This window comes from Pseudomonas algeriensis (assembly GCF_048847255.1).
GTDB lineage: Bacteria > Pseudomonadota > Gammaproteobacteria > Pseudomonadales > Pseudomonadaceae > Aquipseudomonas.
In genome coordinates this window covers 173,055-191,847 of sequence record NZ_JBKKRK010000003.1, presented here as the reverse complement: position 1 = coordinate 191,847, position 18,793 = coordinate 173,055, and the positions used below count along the sequence as shown (strand labels likewise).

At 61.5% G+C, this 18,793-nt stretch carries 20 protein-coding genes; 6 read left to right on the top strand and 14 right to left on the bottom strand.

The features are described from left to right. Positions 1 to 109: 109 nt before the first annotated feature. Positions 110 to 1,018 carry a 1-aminocyclopropane-1-carboxylate deaminase/D-cysteine desulfhydrase gene (locus tag ACLK1G_RS06165; protein WP_420764624.1) on the top strand — a complete coding sequence of 303 codons (909 nt, stop codon included), beginning with the start codon at positions 110 to 112 and terminating at the stop codon, positions 1,016 to 1,018. A 65-nt stretch (positions 1,019 to 1,083) separates the two neighbouring features. On the opposite strand, the gene ACLK1G_RS06160 is transcribed toward ACLK1G_RS06165, so the two are convergent. After that, a complete protein-coding gene (locus ACLK1G_RS06160; RefSeq protein WP_420764623.1) occupies positions 1,084 to 1,560 on the bottom strand; it encodes a hypothetical protein in 477 nt (158 codons plus the stop codon). A 13-nt stretch (positions 1,561 to 1,573) separates the two neighbouring features. On the opposite strand from ACLK1G_RS06160, the gene ACLK1G_RS06155 reads away from it, so the two are divergent. Next, positions 1,574 to 1,855, top strand: a complete 282-nt coding sequence (locus ACLK1G_RS06155) for a hypothetical protein (RefSeq protein ID WP_420764622.1) — start codon at positions 1,574 to 1,576, stop codon at positions 1,853 to 1,855. Positions 1,856 to 2,011: 156 nt separating this feature from the next. Here ACLK1G_RS06155 and ACLK1G_RS06150 read toward each other — a convergent pair whose 3' ends face one another. Beyond that, complete coding sequence (locus tag ACLK1G_RS06150; RefSeq protein WP_420764621.1) at positions 2,012 to 3,400, bottom strand: type VI secretion system Vgr family protein; 1,389 nt, start codon at positions 3,398 to 3,400, stop codon at positions 2,012 to 2,014. Between the two features lie 216 nt (positions 3,401 to 3,616). On the opposite strand from ACLK1G_RS06150, the gene ACLK1G_RS06145 reads away from it, so the two are divergent. Beyond that, positions 3,617 to 4,321, top strand: a complete 705-nt coding sequence (locus ACLK1G_RS06145; RefSeq protein WP_420764620.1) for a YebC/PmpR family DNA-binding transcriptional regulator — start codon at positions 3,617 to 3,619, stop codon at positions 4,319 to 4,321. A gap of 7 nt (positions 4,322 to 4,328) precedes the next feature. Here the strand turns inward: ACLK1G_RS06145 and ACLK1G_RS06140 are convergent, their stop codons facing one another. The 8 genes from ACLK1G_RS06140 to ACLK1G_RS06105 all read right to left on the bottom strand — a co-directional run bounded on the left by ACLK1G_RS06140 (position 4,329) and on the right by ACLK1G_RS06105 (position 12,456). After that, complete coding sequence (locus ACLK1G_RS06140; RefSeq protein ID WP_420764619.1) at positions 4,329 to 5,669, bottom strand: leucine-rich repeat-containing protein kinase family protein; 1,341 nt, start codon at positions 5,667 to 5,669, stop codon at positions 4,329 to 4,331. Positions 5,670 to 5,757: 88 nt separating this feature from the next. Further along, a complete protein-coding gene (locus tag ACLK1G_RS06135; protein WP_420764618.1) occupies positions 5,758 to 6,819 on the bottom strand; it encodes an ABC transporter substrate-binding protein in 1,062 nt (353 codons plus the stop codon). An 18-nt stretch (positions 6,820 to 6,837) separates the two neighbouring features. Further along, on the bottom strand, positions 6,838 to 7,953 hold the full coding sequence (locus ACLK1G_RS06130; RefSeq protein ID WP_420764617.1) for an NAD(P)/FAD-dependent oxidoreductase: 1,116 nt from the start codon (positions 7,951 to 7,953) through the stop codon (positions 6,838 to 6,840). Continuing rightward, positions 7,950 to 9,305, bottom strand: a complete 1,356-nt coding sequence (locus tag ACLK1G_RS06125; RefSeq protein ID WP_420764616.1) for an FAD/NAD(P)-dependent oxidoreductase — start codon at positions 9,303 to 9,305, stop codon at positions 7,950 to 7,952. The genes ACLK1G_RS06130 and ACLK1G_RS06125 overlap by 4 nt, the downstream gene beginning before the upstream one ends. Positions 9,306 to 9,465: 160 nt before the next feature. Further along, positions 9,466 to 9,756 carry a (2Fe-2S)-binding protein gene (locus ACLK1G_RS06120; RefSeq protein WP_420764615.1) on the bottom strand — a complete coding sequence of 97 codons (291 nt, stop codon included), beginning with the start codon at positions 9,754 to 9,756 and terminating at the stop codon, positions 9,466 to 9,468. A 7-nt stretch (positions 9,757 to 9,763) separates the two neighbouring features. Then, positions 9,764 to 10,558, bottom strand: a complete 795-nt coding sequence (locus ACLK1G_RS06115; protein ID WP_030140057.1) for an ABC transporter permease — start codon at positions 10,556 to 10,558, stop codon at positions 9,764 to 9,766. 6 nt (positions 10,559 to 10,564) lie between these two features. Beyond that, positions 10,565 to 11,434: an ABC transporter permease gene (locus tag ACLK1G_RS06110; protein ID WP_420764614.1), complete on the bottom strand. Its 870-nt coding sequence runs from the start codon at positions 11,432 to 11,434 to the stop codon at positions 10,565 to 10,567. Beyond that, positions 11,431 to 12,456: an ABC transporter ATP-binding protein gene (locus tag ACLK1G_RS06105; protein WP_420764613.1), complete on the bottom strand. Its 1,026-nt coding sequence runs from the start codon at positions 12,454 to 12,456 to the stop codon at positions 11,431 to 11,433. The genes ACLK1G_RS06110 and ACLK1G_RS06105 overlap by 4 nt, the downstream gene beginning before the upstream one ends. A 244-nt stretch (positions 12,457 to 12,700) precedes the next feature. On the opposite strand from ACLK1G_RS06105, the gene ACLK1G_RS06100 reads away from it, so the two are divergent. Continuing rightward, positions 12,701 to 13,537 carry an IclR family transcriptional regulator gene (locus ACLK1G_RS06100; protein ID WP_420764612.1) on the top strand — a complete coding sequence of 279 codons (837 nt, stop codon included), beginning with the start codon at positions 12,701 to 12,703 and terminating at the stop codon, positions 13,535 to 13,537. A gap of 134 nt (positions 13,538 to 13,671) precedes the next feature. Here the strand turns inward: ACLK1G_RS06100 and ACLK1G_RS06095 are convergent, their stop codons facing one another. Next, a complete protein-coding gene (locus tag ACLK1G_RS06095; RefSeq protein WP_420764611.1) occupies positions 13,672 to 14,424 on the bottom strand; it encodes an anti-sigma factor family protein in 753 nt (250 codons plus the stop codon). Then, positions 14,421 to 14,927: a sigma-70 family RNA polymerase sigma factor gene (locus tag ACLK1G_RS06090; RefSeq protein ID WP_420764610.1), complete on the bottom strand. Its 507-nt coding sequence runs from the start codon at positions 14,925 to 14,927 to the stop codon at positions 14,421 to 14,423. Before ACLK1G_RS06090 ends, ACLK1G_RS06095 begins: the two co-directional genes overlap by 4 nt. A gap of 166 nt (positions 14,928 to 15,093) precedes the next feature. Here ACLK1G_RS06090 and ACLK1G_RS06085 point away from each other — a divergent pair, with 166 nt between their 5' ends. Both ACLK1G_RS06085 and ACLK1G_RS06080 read left to right on the top strand, forming a co-directional pair. Continuing rightward, on the top strand, positions 15,094 to 16,173 hold the full coding sequence (locus ACLK1G_RS06085; protein ID WP_420764609.1) for a catalase family peroxidase: 1,080 nt from the start codon (positions 15,094 to 15,096) through the stop codon (positions 16,171 to 16,173). Beyond that, positions 16,170 to 16,706 (top strand): cytochrome b, encoded by a 537-nt coding sequence (locus ACLK1G_RS06080; RefSeq protein ID WP_420764608.1) that lies wholly within the window; start codon positions 16,170 to 16,172, stop codon positions 16,704 to 16,706. The genes ACLK1G_RS06085 and ACLK1G_RS06080 overlap by 4 nt, the downstream gene beginning before the upstream one ends. 61 nt (positions 16,707 to 16,767) lie before the next feature. On the opposite strand, the gene ACLK1G_RS06075 is transcribed toward ACLK1G_RS06080, so the two are convergent. Further along, on the bottom strand, positions 16,768 to 17,919 hold the full coding sequence (locus tag ACLK1G_RS06075) for a M14 family metallopeptidase (RefSeq protein ID WP_420764607.1): 1,152 nt from the start codon (positions 17,917 to 17,919) through the stop codon (positions 16,768 to 16,770). A 487-nt stretch (positions 17,920 to 18,406) separates the two neighbouring features. Continuing rightward, a complete protein-coding gene (locus tag ACLK1G_RS06070) occupies positions 18,407 to 18,748 on the bottom strand; it encodes a DUF6124 family protein (protein ID WP_420764606.1) in 342 nt (113 codons plus the stop codon). Positions 18,749 to 18,793: the final 45 nt, after the last annotated feature.

Genomic DNA, 18,793 nt, shown 5'->3' with positions numbered 1-18,793 from the left:
GCTGACCCACCGTTATCGCGAGCAAGCTCGCCCCCACCGTTTTTCCGATGTCAGGACGTTTGCAACCAGCTGTTAATATGCCGGCCTGTTTTCCACCCGACTCGCCGCCATGCTACTTCCCGCTCTCGACTGGCACCCTCAACCTCGCCTCGAACCCCTTCATCTGGACTGGCTCGCCCGGTCCGGCGTCGAGGTGGCAGTGCTGCGCCTGGACCGGATCGATCCGCTGATCAGCGGGAACAAATGGTTCAAGTTGCTTCACCACCTGCGCGCAGCCCATCGGGGCGGTGCTGCAGGTGTGATGAGCCTGGGCGGCGCTCATTCCAACCACCTGCACGCACTGGCCGCAGCGGGCCGGCGCTTTGGGTTCGCGACGGTCGGGCTGCTGCGCGGCCACCCCCTGGATACGCCCACGGTGCTCGACTTGAAAGCGTTCGGCATGACGCTGCACTGGTTGGGTTACGAGGGATACCGCAGGCGTCATGACGAAGGTTTCTGGACACCCTGGCGGTCGCAATACCCTGAACTCTGGGCGGTGCCGGAAGGGGGTGCAGGCCTGCCCGGCGCGCAAGGTTGCATGAGCTGGGTCGCCTGTGCCCGTGATCAACTGGCGGCGTTGGGCTGGGCGGACTATCACGGCTGGTGGCTGGCCTGCGGCACCGGAACGTCGCTGGCGGGCCTGGTGCTGGCTGAAGCCGGCCAGCGCAAGGTGCATGGCGTCCTGGCGGTGCCCCAAGGCCATGGCGTCAGCCAGAACGTGGAAAACATCGTGAGGGCGGCAGGGCTTGCCGACCCGCTCTACGAGCTGCTCGACGGCAGCCGTGGTGGTTTCGGCCAGGTTGATGCTGATCTCTCCACGTTCATAGAAACCACCCAGGCCATCGAGCTGGAACCGCTCTACACCGGCAAGGCGTTGATGTTGCTAAAGGCTCAGGTCGAGGCCGGCGCCTTTGAGCCGGGTACTCGGTTGATCTTCGTTCATACGGGTGGCTTGCAGGGGCGTCGGGGGTTTCAGTGAGCCATCAATAAGATCATGTATAGCAATCAATCCTCGCTCTTTCCTACGATCTCCAACATTGTTGTTCAGTTCTGGTTGAAGTTTGCAGGTCTGCTGTTGTGCGGTCGAGATTCTGAAATACTTGCCCGGTCATATTTATATGATCTTTTTCGTTTGTACGGTCTTTTCAAGTTCTCTATCGTTGCCTCAATGTTTTTGGATTTATAAATAAGCGAGCCTGGATCGGCCGGGCCGTATTTATAAAACGAGGGGTAGAACATGGATACGTTCAATGGCAACAACGCACAACACGCTGTCATTAACCGGCAGATGGCGAAACCGCCGCGCCCGAGGCCGACGGCCAAGCCTGGCCTTGTTTCAAAACCGGCGGCCAAGCCTGGCCCGGCGCTCAAACCCGCACCCAAGCCAATACCAAAGCCCACCCCAAAGCCGGCACCCAAACCAGCGCCCAAGCCAACACCTAAACCAACGCCAAAACCCAATCCGACACCAGCGACGACACCCGGTCCGTCCACTAAACCCACCCCGGCGTGGGCATCCATTCCGTGGCCCACCTTGAACGTGGGTATCGATCCCCTGGCGTTCTTAAACCTGGCAAAATCACCCGGGAGTACTACGAATAACGATGGGACAGTCTCGCTGGCCGATGGCAGTGTGGTGGATGTCGAAGGTGAATCGGTCACGCGTCCCGATGGAACCATTCAATATGGCGACGGCACGTTGGTATACCTTGATGGGCGTGTAGTATTTGCCGATGGACAGACTCAATTTTCGGATGGGAGTGTGCTATTTCCCGATGGCGAATGGTTTGACATGGACGGGAACAAAAAGAACTGAAGATTTGTATTGTTCAGTTGTTAATGTATGAAACGTTCGATTGGAAATACCGTGAACTATTGCCGCAATCTCCATGGAGTTGCGGCATTTTTTATCGGAAAGAAAACTTTGAATGGAAAGTGCGCATCGACGAGCCGCAATTGGGTTAGGAAAGGATCATGGTGAGATGTCCGGCGGGTTCAAGAGCCAGTTGAACAGCAGCCCGACATCTTTGTCGCCTGGCTCAGGCGGGGGGGCAGACGGAGGGCCATCGCTGTCCACGGCCGGGCCCACCAATCCTGCACACAATACTGGACGGTCTGGGTCGCCCTCGATGAAGCTGACCAGCACTTCGTTGCCGGCAATCAATGGGGGACGGTCATCGGGCATCGGCCAAGACAGGGGCAACGTGATCGGTTCCTCGTCCGGGCTCCAGAGGCTGACCTCGACTTTACCCTGCTCGTTAGGCCTGGCTTGCTGGCCGGGCGGGCCGAACACGTAGGCGACGTGGTAACCGGCGATACATGGCTTGGGATGCTTGAGCGCCGGGCGGAACACCGTGGACCAAGGGATGGCGCAAAACCGGTTGCGATAATGCCGCGGTTGCGGCGTGGCCGGCGGGTTCGCTTCTAGTATGGAAAATTGCCTTCCTCGGTGCTGGACCTCGGTGATCAGCCATTGATCATTGAAGGACGACACCGGGTGATTGCAGATCTGCGCGATGTGACCGCTGCGCAGGGCTGGTTCTGTGGCGTGGCCATGGATTTCCCGATGCCGATAGCGCAACCGTTCAAGGCTGCGGCGACCCGCCTGGTAGCGGTAAGCCTGTGCCGGATCTTCACGCATTTTTTCTGGGGCCGCGCTTCCAGGCGGGAGTGTCGCCCCTCGGTCGTTGTGGCCCACGGGTGGTCTGGCGATGATCGAATGATGGCGCTGGTATAGCCGCCTGATAGTCGGGTGTCTGTCCGCATCCTGGCGCATGACCAGTTCGACCGGCTGTGCCGGGAAGCTCTTTGGGTCTTCCGCGAATACGGCGACGTGGCCCTGGGGCGCGTGTTCGAAGTGATAGTGAATGCCTTCCTCTTCGCATAACCGCTGCAACAGATCCAGGTCGCTTTCTTCATATTGAATGCAGAACGGGCGAGTCGGATACTGCCCGTGCGGCAGCTCGAAACGATAGCTGTCGGAAGGCACGGCGTTACCTTCCAGCAGGCACTGCAGGATCTGGACAACGTTGAGCCGATGAAAAACCCGCCGTCGTGGCCCTTGTTCCAATTGCTGCAGATGAGGGACCAGCGTCAAGCGATAGCCCACGCGGCGCATGGTGTCGGCGGTCAGGCTGACATAATGCACAACCCCATGTACGCCCGACTCGCCATCAAGGCGTAGGAAAGCTGCCTGCCCCAGCAGACTGTCGGGGCTGACCGGCGGCGCCAGGCCGATCAGGTCAAGATCGAAGCGGTAAGGCTGGTTCAGGGCCTCACGGCCATTGAGCCGCAGCACTTGCAGGCGCAGATCGCTTTGAAGGATCGTCAGGCTGAAAGGGTGTTCCGAATCGTTGCGCATTGCGGCCCATGCTGGCTGAAGGATAAGAGTGCAAGGGTACGAAACCCCGGCGCGCAGCGCTGTGCCCGAATCGCTATTTCGGAAACCCCCTACAACACGTTGTGAAAATGTCGATTGGAGGCAGCGATTTTTTGGTCGATCAGCCGGTTTAGGCCGTATAAACTTGCGCCACAGCGCCGGCCAGGTGTCTCGGCGCGTCAGACAAGAGAGTGAGTAATGGGCGCACAGTGGAAGGTTAAACACAAAGAAGCGGCTGCCAACGCCAAGGGCAAGATCTTCGGCAAATTGGTGAAGGAAATCACCATTGCCGCGCGCAACGGTGCTGATGTCGCCACCAACGCGCACCTGCGGCTGGTGGTCGAGCAGGCAAAAAAAGCTTCGATGCCCCGCGAGACCCTGGAGCGCGCGATCAAGAAGGGCTCCGGCCAGCTCGGCGAAACCGTGCAATACCATCGTGTCACCTACGAAGGGTTCGCACCCCATCAGGTGCCGCTGATCGTTGAGTGCGTGACCGACAACATCAACCGTACCGTCGCGGAGATTCGCGTTGCGTTCCGCAAGGGCCAACTGGGTGCCTCGGGTTCGGTGGCCTGGGATTTCAACCACGTGGGCATGATCGAAGCCGCCCCGGACAGCCCCGACGCTGATCCGGAAATGGCCGCCATCGAGGCCGGGGCCCAGGATTTCGAACCGGGCGAGGACGGTGCGACGCTGTTCATCACCGAGCCTGGCGACCTGGACGCCGTGCAAAAGGCGTTGCCGGAGCAAGGCTTCACGGTGTTGTCCGCCAAATTGGGCTATCAGCCGAAAAACCCGGTCAGCGGCCTGACCGATGAGCAGATGGCGGAAGTCGAGGCGTTCCTCGAAGGCCTCGACAACCACGACGACGTGCAGGATATGTTTGTCGGTCTGGCGGGCTAAGCCAAAGTCACTGTGGTGAGGGAGCGAGCTCCTTCACCACTCGCAGCAATTCTTCAATCTCGTCAAACCCCGGCCGCGCCAGTACATCCGGCTGGCAGCACCGCGCCCCGAGGTCTTTCAGTCGTGAAAGATCCTCGTTACCGAGCGCCGGTTCGATCCGCGCCAGCAATTCCCCCAACAGAATCCCGAAGGCCCGCACCTCGATGCGCTGCAACGCCCGTGTTTGCCTGTCTTTTTCGACCGTGGCGTGGAAAGACGCCGCGCCAAAATCCCCCAGCAGGCAATCGCCTTGGTCATTGAAGAGGATGTTGTGGCCGTACAGGTCTCCATGGGTAAGGCCTTGGCGGTGCAAGTGGCACGCCACGCCGGCAATACCCCGGGCGATGCGCAAGGCCACATCGGCGCTCAGGCGCAGTTCATCGGCATACACGTCGCGGGTACAGGATTCCAGGCTCGGTAGCCCGGCCAGGTTGCGGTAATCGGGCCCGATCAGGGCCATCACCAGCCCGGCCTGTTGCTCTGGGTGGCCGTTGACCTGACCCAGTACCTCGATCAGGTTCGGATGCGTGCCGGCGGTGATGCACGCGTGCATTTCATGCAATGGCGAGCCATCGCTGGTCATCTGGCCTTTGTAGAGCTTGACCGCGACGTCGCGCCTGGCCTTGCCGGGCGGTTGCCAAAGTGCATGGTGGATCACGCCCGAAGCCCCTTCGCCCAATGAACGCTGCAAGCTCAACTGCGACCAAGCGATCGGCGTGGCGGCATGCAGCGCCTGGGTATCGCCTTGCGCTTGCAATGGATTGCCGGCGTAGGCCAGCCAACTGAGGCTCGGTATTTCCAGCAGCCAGGAGGGCAGTTCGGTCAGTTGATTGGCGCAAACACGCAGCAATTCGAGGCGATGACACCGGGCCAGGCTCGGCGGCAATTGCCGCAGGCGATTACCGGCCAGCATCAATTTCTGCAGGTGGGGACGCCGGCCCAGCTCATCCGGCAGCTGGCTGACGCAATTGTCGGTCAAGATCAACCAGCGCAGCAGCGGCGGCAAGGCTGCGCCCGTGACGCGCTCGATGCGGTTGGCCTTGAAGCCGACCATGGTCAATGCGCTGCAACGGCCCAGGCATTCAGGCAGTTCGGTGAAGCGGTTGTCCGAACAGAACAGTATCCGCAGGCGAGTAAGCCGATGGAGATCCGCTGGCAGCGTTTCGAGTTGATTGCCGCTCAGGTCGAGGATTTCGAGCGAGTCCGCCAGGTCGTAAATTTCCTGAGGAAACTCCGTCAGGCCGCACGACAGCTTCAGTCGGGTAATGCCCGATAGCTGGCCGGTTTGGAGTTGGGTGAGGGTCTGCATAGGGGAAGTCGCTGCTATCTAGGGGCCGAGCGCAATGGTGAAACCCGCGCAGGCCCGCATGATAAACAAAAAGGTTGCGCCAGTGCTTCTAGCGCTCGATGCTGCGGTTCCACCGCGCATTCCACGCCGGACGTTGTTCATTGACCTGATCCCAATCCACCGCGATCGCGGTTTCCAGGTACTGCTTCATCGCTTCCACTTGGCCTCGCGTCTTTTCGGTGGTCGGCGTGTTGGGGTTGGACGGGATCTGGTCGCCTTCTTCAAGGGCGATGGCCTGGGCTTCGGGCGTCAGCAGGAAGGCAGCGAGTTTTTGCGCGAGTTCGGGTTCGCTGTTCTGGGCGACGGCACATTCGGCGACGTTCAGCACCACCGCGCCTTCCTTCGGTTGTGCATACTCGACCGGCATGCCCTTGAGTTTTAACGCGGTGACCTGGGTCGGCGTCAACGGGAACAGCGCCGCTTCGTCCGTCTGCAACATTTCGGAGATTTTCGCCGAGCTGGGGATGTACTCCAGCACGTTGCGCCCGACGGTGTTCGGCCACGCCTTGAAGCCTGGCTCGACGTCAGTTTCGCTGCCGCCCTGGATCCGGTTGAACATCAGAAAACCGTGCAGGCCGAAGGTTGAGGAGGCCATCGATTGAAACACCACCTTGTCCTTGAATCGAGGGTCCGCCAGATCCATCCAGGACGTCGGCGTGTTCCAGCCTTTTTCCTTGAATAGCCGCGTGTTGTAGGCCAGTCCGGTGACGCCGAGGCTGACGGCGACGGCCTGGTCCTTGATGCGGCCCTTGGCCGGAATCTGTGCCAGGGGGGCGCTGTCCTGCAGCTTGTCGCACAGCCCCATGGCGATGGCGCGGTACATGATGCCATCGTCCAGGAACATCACGTGCATCTGCGGGTTGCCCTTGCTGGCCTGGACCTTGGCCAGGATGTCGGCCGAAGTGCCCGGCACGATCACCACCTTGACATTGTTGGCCTTCTCGAAGGCCGGCAAGACCTTGTCGGCATAAAGCCGCTCCATGGTGCCGCCGTTCATGCCCAGGTAAAGCGTCGGCTCGGCCAACGCCTGGGTGACGGGGAGCAGGGCGCCCAGGCAAGCGGAACCCAGCGAGCAGAAGCCGAACAGTGCACTGCGTTTGACGTTATTCATTAGCGCGACCTTCCTCTATCAAGCAACGGAGATGGAGTGGAACCGGGTGATGGAAAACGCATCCAGCGGCGTGGACGAAGCCCCGCTGCAGATGATCTCGGTGAGCGCCTGGCCCACCGCCGGGCCGATCTGGAAGCCCGCGCCGGCGAAGCCGAACGCATGCAAGAGACCGGGTTGGGTGCTGCTGGGGCCGATCACCGGTTGGCGATCGGGCAGGTAGCCTTCGGTGCCGCTCCAGGTGCGGATCGCCTGGGCACCCTCCAGAAAAGGGTAGAGTTCGACGGCCTGGCGCAGGATCTCGATGACCGCGTGCTGGCCGGGCCTGGCGCGGGCGTCGTCCAGTGCGAAGCCCTGGCCCCCTCCCAGCACGCAATTGCCCCGGGCGACCTGGCGCGCATAGATGCCGCCGCCTTCGACGCCCGTGCTGGCGTCCATCACCACGGGCAGCGGCTCGGTCACCAGCATCGCTGGGTGCCCGGCGTGCATCGGCACTGCTTCGCCGAACTGCGCGGCGAAACGGCTCGCCCAGGCGCCAGCGCAATTCAGTAGCCACGGCGCGCGACATTCGAGGCCGGTTTCGGTGTGCACGGCAAAGCGTTGGCCGTCGTGAGTGACGTGGCTGACCGGGCATTGTTCGTGAACCTGTGCGCCATGCCTGCGGGCCGCCTGGGCAAATGCCGGCGAGACCAGCCGCGGGTTGGCGTGACCATCGTCCGGGCACAGCGAGGCGCCGACCGCGACGGTGCCGACCCAGGGAAACCGTCTGCGTAATTCGTCGCGATCCAGCAGTTGCAAATCGAGGCCAAAGCCCTGACTGCTGGCGGCGTAGTTCTGCAATGAACGCAGGTCATCGAGGCTGCGTGCCAACTTCAGATGGCCGCTGCGCTGATACTCGCCGTCGATGCCAATCAACTGCGGCAATTGACCCCAGATTTCATGGGCACGTTGCGACAGCGGCAACTGAGACAAGGGCCGGCCCTGGCGCCGCACGCCGCCGTAGTTCACGCCGCTGGAATGCGAGCCGCAGAAGTCTCGTTCCAACAGCACCACGCGGCGTCCGGCCTTACTCAAAAACAGTGCGGCCGAGGCGCCGACGATGCCGCCACCAACGATTACTGCATCGACCTCGATCATGGCTCGACCTCCAGGCCAAACGGCACGGGCTTGACTGGTGCCTGTGCCCGCAGGCGCCCGATGTCCCGGATGTCGCGGCCACTTGCGCAAGCGATGATTTCCGCGGCGGCGGCACCGCACATCCGCCCCTGGCAACGGCCCATGCCGACCCGGCAGTGGGCCTTGACCCGGTTGATTTCCCAGTGACCTTCGCCCACGACCTGGCGGATATCGCCGACGCTGACTTCTTCGCAGCGGCAAATCATCAAGTTGTCTTGAGCGAGGCTCGCCCACTCATCAGGGAAGGCAAAGGCCTGCTCCAGGCCTTGGCGGAAATTACCGATGCGTTCGAGAGACTGTTCCAACTGGGCGCAACGTTGCGGGTCGACTCGGTAGCCGAGGTCTTCGAGCAGTGCCAGGGCGGCGCGCTCGCCGGCCATTTCGGCGGCGTCGGCGCCCATGATCCCAGCGCCGTCACCGGCCAGGTAGACCCCGGCCGAACTGCTGCGACCGGCGCTGTCGCGTTGCGGTAGCCAGGCGCGATTGAGCGGGTTCCAGGCAAACTCGCAGCCCAGCAGATCGGCCAGTTGGGTTTCACTGCGCAAGCCGTGGGCGAAGGCGACCGCATCACAATCGAGCGTGTGCTCGCCCTTTTTGTTTCGCCACTTCAACGACTGTACCCGGCGTTTCCCGTCGATGTGCGCCAGGGTGGCGCCTTGATGCACCGGGATACCATGTGTCGTCAGCCAGGCGCGGTAATAGAGGCCCTTGGCGAGCGTGGCCGGTTGTGCGAGCAGGCCGGGCAGAGCGCGGGTCTGCGCGCTCAAGGGCGAACTGTCGAGTACCGCGGCGACGTTCGCGCCGGCATTGGCGTATTGGTACGCCACCAGATAAAGCAATGGCCCGCTGCCCGCGAATACCACCCGTTCACCAATGGCGCAGCCTTGGAATTTAAGGGCGATCTGCGCCGCGCCCAGGCTGTAGACGCCCGGCAGGGTCCAGCCGGGGACCGGCAGAATCCTGTCGGTGGCCCCCGTTGCGACGATCACGTTGGCGTAACCCAGGCGATCGGCGCGGCCCTCATGCAAGCTATCCAACTGACCGGCTTCAGCGTTCCAGACCAGCGTGTCGGGGCGGTAGTCGAGCTGCTCGCGCAACGCATCGAGGGTCTGGTGGATGGCGTTGGCCTTTGTTGCTTCGAAGCCATAAAGCTTGCCCGCAGACCGGCTGAAATTGACGGGCTGGCGTCGGTAGATCTGCCCGCCACCGCGGGCGGCTTCGTCCAGCAGGATCGGGTAGATGCCATGGGCGACCAAGGTTTGCGCGGCGCGGATACCGGCGGGGCCGGCGCCGATGATGACGATGGGTTTCATGGCAACCCCACCGGCAGCGGATTTTCGCTGCTGTCGAGGCCGCCTTCGCGAGCAGCCTCGCTCCCGCATGGGATCTGTCGTGGATGCCGATCTTGCGTACGCCGCAGGTTCCCAGTGGGAGCGAGCCTGCTCGCGATGAGGCCATCCCGGTCAACGCCATTCATACCTGGCGCCCCGGCTCGCGGCTGACCTGCTGCCCAGCTTCGAGCATCGTCGAACAGGCGCGCACGCGGCGGCCGTCGCCCAGTCGGACCCAGCAATCCTGGCAGGCGCCCATCAGACAGAAGCCGGCACGGGGCTCGGCGCTGAAATCGCTGCCGCGCAGGTGTTCGCCGCAGGTCAGTACCGCGGTGAGCACGGTATCGCCGAGCAAGCCGCTGGCGGGTTCGCCGTCGAGCAGGAAATCCAGGGCCGGTCGGTCGTTTTCGGCCAGTCGTTTCAGCAGAGCCATGGTGCCCTCATTGTTTGCCTACCAGGACTCGATCCAGGCCATACACCCGGTCGAGCAGAATCATGGTCAGCGCCGTCAGCGCGATCACCAGCGCCGACACCGCCGCCATCATCGGATCGATGGATTCGGTGGCGTAGACGTACATGCGCACCGGCAAGGTTTGCGTCGCCGGCGAGGTGACGAAAATCGACAGCGTGACTTCATCGAAACTGTTGATGAACGCCAGCAACCAGCCTCCGGCGACGCCGGGCAAAATCATCGGCAAGGTGATCTGGCGGAACAGGGTGAAACGACCGGCGCCCAATGACTGCGCGGCTTGCTCGGCGCTGCGATCCAGGCCGATGGCCGAGGCCAATACCAGGCGCAGCACATATGGCGTGATCACCAGCACATGGGCGAAGATCAGCCAGCTGAAGTTGCCGTTCACGCCCATCAGTGCAAACAGCCGCAGCAACGCGACGCCCAGCACCAAATGCGGAATGATGATCGGCGACAGGAACAGGCCGTTGAAAAAATCCCTGCCAGGAAACTCCAACCGGGTGATCGCCAAGGCCGCCGGCACCGCGATCAGTGTCGCCAGCGAGGCCGCGCTGAACGCCAGGATGAGGCTGTTGTAGAACGCATCGACAAAATCCGCGCGCTCGAACACGGCACGAAACCAGCGCAGGGAAAATTCCGTGGTGGGCAAGCTCAGGGTGTTTTCCGGCGTGAAGGCGACCAGGCAGACCACCACCAGCGGCGCCAGCATGAACACCACTACCAAGGCATGAAACAACAGCGCGAAAGGACCGTTCCTGGACATGAAGAATTACCCCAGTGACTTCTTGTAGCGGCCTTCGATCATGCGGTTCCACGACAGCATGATCAGAAGATTGAGCAGCAACAGCGCGACGGCAATGGCCGCGCCCATCGGCCAGTTCAGTTCCGACAGGTATTGGTCGTAGATCAGCGTGGCGACCATTTTCAGGCGGCGCCCGCCGAGCAGGCCGGGGATGGCGAACGAACTGGCGGCGAGGCCGAACACGATCAGCGTGCCGGACAACACGCCCGGCATGATCTGTGGCAGCACCACCTTGCGGATCACCGTGAATTGGCTCGCGCCCAGGGATAGGGCGGCCTGTTCGGCGGCGGGATCAAGTTTTTGCAGCGAGGTCCACACCGGAATGATCATGAACGGCAGCATCACGTGCACCAGGGCGATGACCACCGCGAACGGTGTGTAGAGCAGCTTCATGGGTGAACCGCCGAGGGCTTGCAGCGTCTGGTTGATCAGGCCATCGGCGCCGAGCAGCAGGCTCCAGCCGAACGCTCGCACCACCACCGAAATCAGTAGCGGCGTAAGGATCAGGATCAGAAAGATCGAACGCCACGGCGCGCCCATGCGGCTGAGGATGTACGCCTCGGGTACGCCGATCACCACGCACAGCAACGTGGTCAGGGCGCTGATCCAGAACGTGCGCAGGAAGATTTCGTAGAAGTAGGGGTCGCCCAGAAGGCTGGTGTAGTGCTCGAAGGTGTAGGCGTCGCTGTCGATACCCGAGCCGTAGTCGAAAACGTTGAACGACAGCACGAGCGTCAGACCAAGGGGAATCACCAGCAGGCCCAGGTACAAGGCCAGGGCCGGGGCTGACATCCAATAGCCTTGGCGGCCGCGCTTCATGGCATCGATCAGCTTCATGCCGACACCTCATCCACGCTCAACACACGCAGCAGCGCCGGATCCCAGTCCAGACCCACGGCGGTGCCTTCGGCCAGGGGCGCCGAGCCGTCGTTGCGCCGTACCACGCTGAGTTCGCCCAGAGGGGTGCAGACGCCATACAGCCATTGGCTACCGAGGAAAAAACGCTGGGTGACGGTGCCTTGCAGTCGTCCCGAGCCGGGGGCGCACAGGTCGATTTTTTCGGGACGCAGGCTCAGGGTCAGCTCACCTTTACCGGTGCTGCTGGCTTGCACGACGCCGGCGCTGTCACGTTCGCCGGGCAGCAGATTGGCCTTGCCGACGAAGCCGGAAATGAACTCGGTGCGCGGGTGCTCGTACAGGGTGTAGGGCGCGTCGATCTGGGTGATGCGGCCGGCCTGCATGACCACCACTCGATCGCTTATCGAAAGCGCCTCGGATTGGTCATGCGTGACCATCAATGTGGTGATGCCGACTTCGCGCTGGATGCGGCGGATTTCGAACTGCATTTCCTCACGCAGGTTGGCGTCGAGGTTGGACAAGGGTTCGTCGAGCAGCAGCACCGGCGGTTCGATCACCAGCGCCCGGGCCAATGCCACGCGCTGACGCTGGCCGCCCGAGAGTTCTCGCGGGTAACGCTCGGCATGCCGGTCCAGGCGCACCAGCTTGAGCACTCGATCTACCCGGGGCTGCAATTCTGCGCTGGGCACCTTGCGCATGCGCAAGCCGAAGGCGACGTTGTCTTTGACGGTCATGTGGGGAAACAGCGCGTAACTCTGGAACACCACGCCCAGGCCGCGGCTGGCGGGCTTGGCATGAGTGATGTCGCGCCCGTCCAGCAGGATCCGGCCGCTGCTGGCCTCAACGAAGCCGGCGATCATTTGCAGGGTGGTGGTCTTGCCGCAACCGGACGGCCCTAGCAGAGAGACGAATTCGCCTTTCTCCACACAGAGGTTGGTGGCGACCACGGCGTCCAGGTCGCCATACCGTTTGCTCAAGTCTTGAAGTTGCACGAAAGCCATGACTGCGCTCCACCTGAGATTGTTATGCGTCGCCGCGAGGCGCGCTTTTTTGTATGGGCAGATACGAAAGGATGTCGCGGGGTGCGTTGGCGCTCGACTTACGTCGGCTGCCGCTGTTGTTCGAATCGCCCCTGTATGGACGCAGAGTAGGACGAAGAATAGGATGGGCTCAATGGACTATTTCACTGAAGCGATGACTATTTTCAGTTTCTTTCGGTGAATAAATAACTGAGTAAAAAATCGTATGTCTGATTCCATTGAGCGGAATACCAAAAAGATTGAAGTAGGGGTTGGCTCGGTTTCTCGGTTGTTTGCCGTTTTGCGCAGCCTGGGCGAGACCGCAGAGGGCGGCGAGCGAGTCACGCAACTGGCCCAGCGCATTGGCCTGTCCCAGCCCACAACGCACCGCTTGCTGCGCAACCTGATGGACGAAGGCATGGTCGAGCAGGATGCGCGCAGCAAACGCTACCGCTTGAGCCTGGACTTTTTTGCCCTGGCGGCCCGCGCAGGTAACACCGGCAACCTGCGGGAACTGGCCAGGCCCGCGATGTTGCGGTTGTCGGCGTCGTTGGGGGATTCGCTATTTCTGCTGGCACGCTGTGGCTTCGATGCGATCTGCCTGGACCGCAGCGAAGGGCCGTTTCCGATCCGCACATTCACCGGCGACATCGGTGGCCGCGTGGCCTTGGGCGTGGGACAGGGCAGCCTGGCGATCCTGGCGTTCCTCCCGGAGGAAGAGCGCGACACGGTGATCCATTACAACCTGCCGCGGCTCAAGGATTTTCATCTCTACGATGAAGTCTTCCTGCGCACGGAAGTGGAGAACGTCCGCATGCTGGGCTACGCCGGGCGCAACACCGGGGTGTTGCAGGGCATGGCCGGCGTGGCGGTGCCGATTCTCGATCGTGAGGGACGGGCCGTGGCGGCCTTGAGCGTGGCAACCATCAGCGACCGGCTCGGGCCGGATAGGCTGCCAACGGTGGTGGAAATGCTCAAGCGCGAAGCCGCGATGATCGGCCCGCGAATCAACCCGTTCGATCCGCTGCTGCGCAGGCCTTCGCAGGTGTTCAGGCAGGGATGAATACCGATTTTTGGCCTGTCACAAGACCTCTGTGGGAGCGAGCCTGCTCGCGAAGGCGGTATCTCAGTCGACATCATTTCTAACTGTGCGACCGATTTCGCGAGCAGGCTCGCTCCCACAGGGGAAGGTGGTGGTCAGAAATTCAAGGTCTGCTTGAGCTTCTGCGCCGTCGGCGTATCGCTCGGGATGACCATCGCATAGTTGTACCCAGGCCCGGACCAATACTCGGCCTGCAGTTCGCCATCGCGCCGGCTGCCACGGGGCAGCAGGAAATTTTTCGGACCTGGTGGGCGGATATAGAAGCTGATCTTCAGGCCGCTCGAATCCTGGTAAACCACCATCGCCGCCGCGCCTTGGTCAGTGCTGAGCAATCGCCCGCTGACCGGCGTGAAGCCCGCCGCCGAGAGATCCGGCAAGCGGTCGGCTTGGCTGAAGTAACGGTCGAGCCAGCCTTGCATGCTGTGCTCGTCGCCAGTCTGGTAATCGGCCGGGAGCACGCCCTGCTGGGCAATCAACCGGTACGCCTGCAATGCGTCAGCCATGGGCGCTGCTGCGCTGAGCAGGGTTATCTGTCGGGCCTGCCAGCCGCCCACCCCACCGATACCGACGGCCAGCGTCAAGACCGCTGCGCTGGCGAGAAGGCGGCGAGTACGGTGTTTCATGCGTTGACGGATGACAGTCGGGTCGAGGCTGGGATTGGGTGGGAGTTGCAAGGTTGCGCTCAGGGTTGCGCGAAGATGCTGCGCGTCCTGTTGCCAGGCCCGTACGCGTTTGGCAACGGCGGGGTGGCTGGCCAGGTAGGTTTCAACCTGTCGTCGGTCGGCTTCGCTCAGTTGATGATCGACGTAGGCGTGCAGGTCTTTGTCGCTGGGGGGCAGGGTGATCATTTGAGTATTCGCAGGGCAGGGCGGGCGATTTCGCCGTCGCTGAGTTGGCGCAAGGCCTGGCGGGCCCGTGACAGGCGCGACATCACGGTGCCGGTCGGCACGCCCAGGATGTCGGCGACTTGCTGGTAGCTCAAGCCTTCTACTGACACCCACAGCAATAACGCGCGCTGTTCGGTGGGCAACTGGTCAAAAGCCTGGAGCGACGATTGGGCGATGACGCTGCGCTCGGCGGAAGGGTGTGCATCGTCGCGCCCGGTGAAGAATTCCAGCATGCGTGCGTACCGTCGGGAACGACGATGGGCATCGAGGAACTGCCGGTAAAGGATGGAGAACAGCCAGGCCCGCAAATCACCGTCCGGGCGCTTGTCGTTCCATTTCGACAGGGCCCTTTCCAGGCACGCCTGGACCAGGTCGTCGGCGTTGCTGGGGTTGCGTGTCAGCGACACGGCAAAACGTCTCAGCCGTGGAATGAGCAGGCGCAACTGGTCGTCGAGTTCGTTCATGAGGATGCGTGGCTTCGTGGGCAATCACTGCGTTGGAAAGAAAGACGATCCAGGCACAAGATTATTCCAGTGAACGAAAAATAAATATGAAGCGTGGGAATAAACACGTTGGGCTTTCGTCTGACGGGTCCTTTCCACTAACGGCCTTGTGCCTTGGAGTCTCCAGATGGTTGACCCTTCTTCCGAACGTCGGCCGCCGTTGAGCGCCGCCAGCCTGACATTGCGCCTGACGGCCATTGCCGTGGTCGTTGCTGCGCTGGCCGGGGCGTTTGCCTACGTCAATGGCACACTCGACCCACAACGCCTGACGCCCAAGGCCTTGGTCAATGTGCTGGAAACGAACAACGGGGTCCATGCGGGTTTCCGGCGCAATCACTCCAAGGGTGTCTGCGTTGCCGGTTATTTTGAAAGCAGTGGCGAAGCCCGCGCCTACTCCAGCGCCCAGGTATTCAATGAGCCACGCACGCCTGTGGTCGGTCGTTTTGCGCTGCCCAGCGGCAACCCCTACGCACCGGATGGCAGTGTGCCGATCCGAAGCCTGGCGCTGCGTTTTACCCAGGCTGACGGCCAGCAATGGCGCACCGGTATGAACAGTATGCCGGTGTTCCCGGTGGGTACACCGCAGGCTTTCTTTGAACTGCAACAGGCCCAGTCGCCGGACCCGGCCACGGGCAAACCAAACCCTGGCGCCGTGCCGGCGTTTTTTGCAGCGCATCCCGAGGCAGTGCCGTTCCTGCAATGGATCAAGACGGCCAAGCCATCGGCCAGCTATGCCACTGAAACCTACAACGGCATCAATGCGTTCTACCTGGTGGGCCCTGCCGGACAACGCCAGGCCGTGCGTTGGGGGGTGGTGCCGATAAGCAAGGACGCGGTGGATGCGAGCCCACCCCAAGGCGCCGACTTCCTGGAACAGGACCTGACCAAACGCCTGGCTGGCGGACCACTGCGCTGGCAGTTGAACATCACCTTGGCCAACCCGGGCGATCCGGTCAACGACGCCAGCAAGGCCTGGCCCGCCGATCGCAAGGTGCTCAACGCCGGCACCCTGGTGCTGGAGCGCGCCCAGGCGCAGGACAACGGCGATTGCCGCGATATCAACTATGACCCGCTGATCCTGCCCAGTGGGATCGAAGGTTCTGATGATCCGCTGTTGGCCGCTCGTTCGGCGGCCTATGCCAGTTCGTACCTGCGCCGTACCAGCGAAGTCAGCCAGTTGCCCGCCACCCAGGAGTCTCGTCCATGAACGCCCCCCGACATTTCGCGCCGCTGGCTCGGCTGCTGCACTGGATGATGGCCTTGATGATCATCGCCATGTTGTTTATCGGCGCGGGCATGGTCGCCTCCGTGTCCGAGCGCCATGAGTGGCTGCTTCAACTGCACAAACCCCTGGGCATCGCTATTTTGTTGTTGGTGATTGTCCGCCTGGTGGTGCGCTTCACCACGCAGATACCGCCGTTGCCGGCCGACCTGCCGAGCTGGCAGGCCTTGTCGGCCAAGGCTTCGCATGTCTTGTTGTATGCCTTGATGCTGGCGTTGCCACTGTTGGGCTGGGGGATGATATCGGCGGCGGGGGACCCGGTGATGCTCAGCGAGTCGCTTCGGTTGCCTTCCATCCTACCCGCGGATGCCCAGACCTTCGCATGGCTGCGCAAGGCTCATGGTTACCTGGCCTATTTGTTATTCCTGACGGTGCTGGTGCATCTGGCGGCGGCGTTGTTTCACGGCTGGGTGCGCCGGGACGAGGTGTTGCACAGCATGTTGCGCGGCCGGGACTGACCGGGAGGCTCGTGGCGAGGGGCTTGCTCCCTCGCCACAGGGGAACGGCGCTAAAGGGACCTCAGCGCAACTCGTCGACCATGGACTCGAGGGTGCTCAGCACGTCCTTGCCCAGTTGCATGGAGCGTTTGCCGGACCAGCCGGTGTGCGGGTTCGGATGGTCGTCGTGGTCCTTGAAAGGCATCTCCAGGGTCAGCGACAGGCAGTCGTATTTCTGGCCGACCGCGTTGCAAGCCAGCGTCATGTTGGCCTGGCCGGGTTCGTCGCGGGTGTAACCGTGGGCGGTTTGGAAATCCTTGGTCTGGCGTTTGAGATGGCTGCGGAAACGTTCCTCGAGCCCGGCGATGCGCGGTGTGTAGCCGGGGTTACCTTCGCAGCCAGCGGTGAAGACGTGGGGGATTTCTTCGTCGCCATGGGCGTCTAGAAACAGATCAACGCCATACTTTTCCATTTGCTGTTGTACGAAAAATACCTCGGGGCTGATTTCCGGGCTGGCGTTCTGCCAAGCCCGATTCAAGTCCTGGCCCATCGCGTTGGTGCGCAGATGGCCGTGAAACGCGCCATCGGGGTTCATGTTGGGCACCAGGTACAGGTCGGCCTTGGCAAGCAGCCGGTTCAGTTGGGCATCGTCATGGTGCTGGAGGCGTTCGATGATGCCTTCCATGAACCACTCGGCCATGTGCTCACCGGGATGTTGCTGCGCAATGATCCAGATTTTGCGCCGTCCTTCGGCACCGCTGCCCTTGCGCAGCAATTGAATATCGCGACCCTCGACGCTCTTGCCGGTCGCCAGCAGTTCGGTGCCAGCCTTGTGCTGCGCTTGTTCGATCAGCCAATCGTGGCGGCCGCGGCTGTAAGGTTCGAAATAGGCGAACCAGGCGTGAGGTTGCTCGGCCTCCAGGTGGAAGCGCAGCGCATCGCCTTCAAATTGCGTAGGAATACGGAACCAGTTGACGTGGTCATAGGAAGCAACGGCTTGATAACCGGTCCACGCTTTGTTGTAGGAGGATTGGCTGGCATTGAGCAGGCGGAAGGAATATTCCTGGCCGACGTGCAACCCGCTGGCCTTGAAGTGAAACCACTGGAAATGGCCGCTACGGGTATCAGGTCTGATTTTCAGCAATGATTGCAACGGGTTGCCGATGTCCACCACTTCGATGTTGCCGCTGTCGAAATTGGCGTTGATATCAAAGGACGATTTAGCCACGGTCACGATTCCTGCCCAGGATTTTCATGGCCGTTACTTTACACGCAAAGAAGGAGAAAACCGGGCCGAATTGTTGTTGGGGAAGGGGGCGTCCTCCCTGGACGCATTTGCAGATTAGAGAGTCCCTGATCGATTCTCAAGTGCTGCCTGTCGATCATTCGAACCGGTGCAACCCAGGGGCTTTTGTAAACGAATGTGCATTTGCTATCATCGCCAGCACCGAATTAGCGACACCCAAAGACTTCATTAGCCTGAAGCCATAAGCCGAAAATCGGCAAAAAAAAGACCCGGCAAAAAGCCGGGTCAAAAACCGTGATTAGCCTGATGAGGAGATAATCCAGAAGTCCGACCTAAGGTCTTCTGGCCTATCGACTGATCTCGCGACCAGCTGATGCAATAATAATCATTATCATTTGCAAGTCAAATGTTTTTATTGCACCCATTGGAAATTATTTCCCATGTGGTTATGCAGCCGCCTTTTCCAGCGTTACGCCTAGCGAGTAGGGTAACCGTCCAGCGACCGGTCGATCATGACCTTGACCAAGTCGATCATGTGCACCACCGAAAATGCCAGGTCGCGGCTCGTGCCGCTGAGTCGAGTGGCGGATTCCTGGGCGGTAGCGGCCGCGCAGCGCAGCAGTTCGCAGGCATGAACCAGGGCTTCCTCACCGCTGATGTTGCGGTTCACGTCGAAGAAGCGATGTTCTGCTTGGGCGTGCGCAATACCTGGTTTCAAGTAATAGTCCAAGGCGCGCTTCGCCGCAGGGCAATCCTGAAGCGAGGGAAATGGGCTTTCTGAAAGGGTTGCGGGCTCGTCTTTGTTGGGCTTGTCCATGGTGTCGAGTTTCTCCGTGTTGGTGTGAAATCCTCGATCCAGCTT

What these genes read in the sequence shown, in the direction of transcription:
- ACLK1G_RS06165 (WP_420764624.1), top strand. Translation starts at nt 110, where the DNA reads ATGCTACTTCCCGCTCTCGACTGGCACCCTCAACCTCGCCTCGAACCC.
- ACLK1G_RS06160 (WP_420764623.1), bottom strand. Translation starts at nt 1,560, where the DNA reads ATGGATGCCCACGCCGGGGTGGGTTTAGTGGACGGACCGGGTGTCGTC.
- ACLK1G_RS06150 (WP_420764621.1), bottom strand. Translation starts at nt 3,400, where the DNA reads ATGCGCAACGATTCGGAACACCCTTTCAGCCTGACGATCCTTCAAAGC.
- ACLK1G_RS06145 (WP_420764620.1), top strand. Translation starts at nt 3,617, where the DNA reads ATGGGCGCACAGTGGAAGGTTAAACACAAAGAAGCGGCTGCCAACGCC.
- ACLK1G_RS06140 (WP_420764619.1), bottom strand. Translation starts at nt 5,669, where the DNA reads ATGCAGACCCTCACCCAACTCCAAACCGGCCAGCTATCGGGCATTACC.
- ACLK1G_RS06135 (WP_420764618.1), bottom strand. Translation starts at nt 6,819, where the DNA reads ATGAATAACGTCAAACGCAGTGCACTGTTCGGCTTCTGCTCGCTGGGT.
- ACLK1G_RS06130 (WP_420764617.1), bottom strand. Translation starts at nt 7,953, where the DNA reads ATGATCGAGGTCGATGCAGTAATCGTTGGTGGCGGCATCGTCGGCGCC.
- ACLK1G_RS06125 (WP_420764616.1), bottom strand. Translation starts at nt 9,305, where the DNA reads ATGAAACCCATCGTCATCATCGGCGCCGGCCCCGCCGGTATCCGCGCC.
- ACLK1G_RS06120 (WP_420764615.1), bottom strand. Translation starts at nt 9,756, where the DNA reads ATGGCTCTGCTGAAACGACTGGCCGAAAACGACCGACCGGCCCTGGAT.
- ACLK1G_RS06115 (WP_030140057.1), bottom strand. Translation starts at nt 10,558, where the DNA reads ATGTCCAGGAACGGTCCTTTCGCGCTGTTGTTTCATGCCTTGGTAGTG.
- ACLK1G_RS06110 (WP_420764614.1), bottom strand. Translation starts at nt 11,434, where the DNA reads ATGAAGCTGATCGATGCCATGAAGCGCGGCCGCCAAGGCTATTGGATG.
- ACLK1G_RS06105 (WP_420764613.1), bottom strand. Translation starts at nt 12,456, where the DNA reads ATGGCTTTCGTGCAACTTCAAGACTTGAGCAAACGGTATGGCGACCTG.
- ACLK1G_RS06100 (WP_420764612.1), top strand. Translation starts at nt 12,701, where the DNA reads ATGTCTGATTCCATTGAGCGGAATACCAAAAAGATTGAAGTAGGGGTT.
- ACLK1G_RS06095 (WP_420764611.1), bottom strand. Translation starts at nt 14,424, where the DNA reads ATGATCACCCTGCCCCCCAGCGACAAAGACCTGCACGCCTACGTCGAT.
- ACLK1G_RS06090 (WP_420764610.1), bottom strand. Translation starts at nt 14,927, where the DNA reads ATGAACGAACTCGACGACCAGTTGCGCCTGCTCATTCCACGGCTGAGA.
- ACLK1G_RS06085 (WP_420764609.1), top strand. Translation starts at nt 15,094, where the DNA reads ATGGTTGACCCTTCTTCCGAACGTCGGCCGCCGTTGAGCGCCGCCAGC.
- ACLK1G_RS06080 (WP_420764608.1), top strand. Translation starts at nt 16,170, where the DNA reads ATGAACGCCCCCCGACATTTCGCGCCGCTGGCTCGGCTGCTGCACTGG.
- ACLK1G_RS06070 (WP_420764606.1), bottom strand. Translation starts at nt 18,748, where the DNA reads ATGGACAAGCCCAACAAAGACGAGCCCGCAACCCTTTCAGAAAGCCCA.